The organism is Acinetobacter sp. Colony158 (genome assembly GCF_019264745.1).
GTDB classification, from domain to species: Bacteria; Pseudomonadota; Gammaproteobacteria; order Pseudomonadales; family Moraxellaceae; genus Acinetobacter; species Acinetobacter ursingii.
This window is the reverse complement of sequence record NZ_CP078523.1, coordinates 2,410,068-2,410,811: the sequence shown is the minus strand read 5'-3', so window position 1 is coordinate 2,410,811 and position 744 is coordinate 2,410,068. Positions and strand designations below refer to the sequence as shown.

Below are 744 nucleotides of genomic sequence, written 5' to 3'. Positions count from 1 at the left end.
AGGTATCCTGAGAATGTAGCCCAATTTTATCGAGATTGGTTCCTTTCTTAAAACCATCCAGATGTGTATCTACCAGTAAAAGCGATACGCCTTTGGCTCGGGCTTGTGGATCTGTCTTGACGGCAAGTACTACCAAGTCTGCATGTTGACCATTGGAAATAAAGGTTTTAGAACCATTTAAGACATAATGATCATCTTGCAAAATGGCACTGGTTCGCATTGCCTGTAAGTCTGATCCCGCACCTGGTTCTGTCATACCAATTGCGCCGACCACTTCACCACTGACCATTTTCGGAAGCCAATGTAGTTTTTGTTCTTCTGTTGCAATATGCAAAATATAAGGTGCAGCAATCTCGGAATGACATGAAATTGCAGTGGATAACGCCCCATAGCCAGCACGGGCAGATTCTTCAACTAACATTAAAGAATAATGGGTAGGTACGCCATAACCGCCATATTGTTCAGGTACATCGACACATAAAAAACCATTTTCACCCAGTGATGACCAGACTGAACGTGGCATAATCCCTTCACGTTCCCATTGTTCATAATGTGGGGCAATATGCTCATTCATATAACGTTTAAAATTATCGCGAAATAATTCCAGATCAGCATCATAAGCTAGCATGTGTACTTCCTTTTCAATATTGTTGTTCTATCTTGAGACTTAAAGATTCTCATGATTTTTACATAAAAAATCATCCTATATTGCGCTACAGATGAAAACTTTACAGTCAGATGTTC

The 744-nt window shown here is 40.2% G+C and carries 1 protein-coding gene; it reads right to left on the bottom strand.

What is annotated here, in order from left to right; translation table 11 throughout:
• Positions 1-628: acyl-CoA dehydrogenase family protein (locus tag JR005_RS14830; RefSeq protein ID WP_228731679.1), on the bottom strand; the 628-nt coding region annotated here is incomplete at its 3' end.
• Between the last annotated feature and the right edge of the window lie 116 nt (positions 629-744).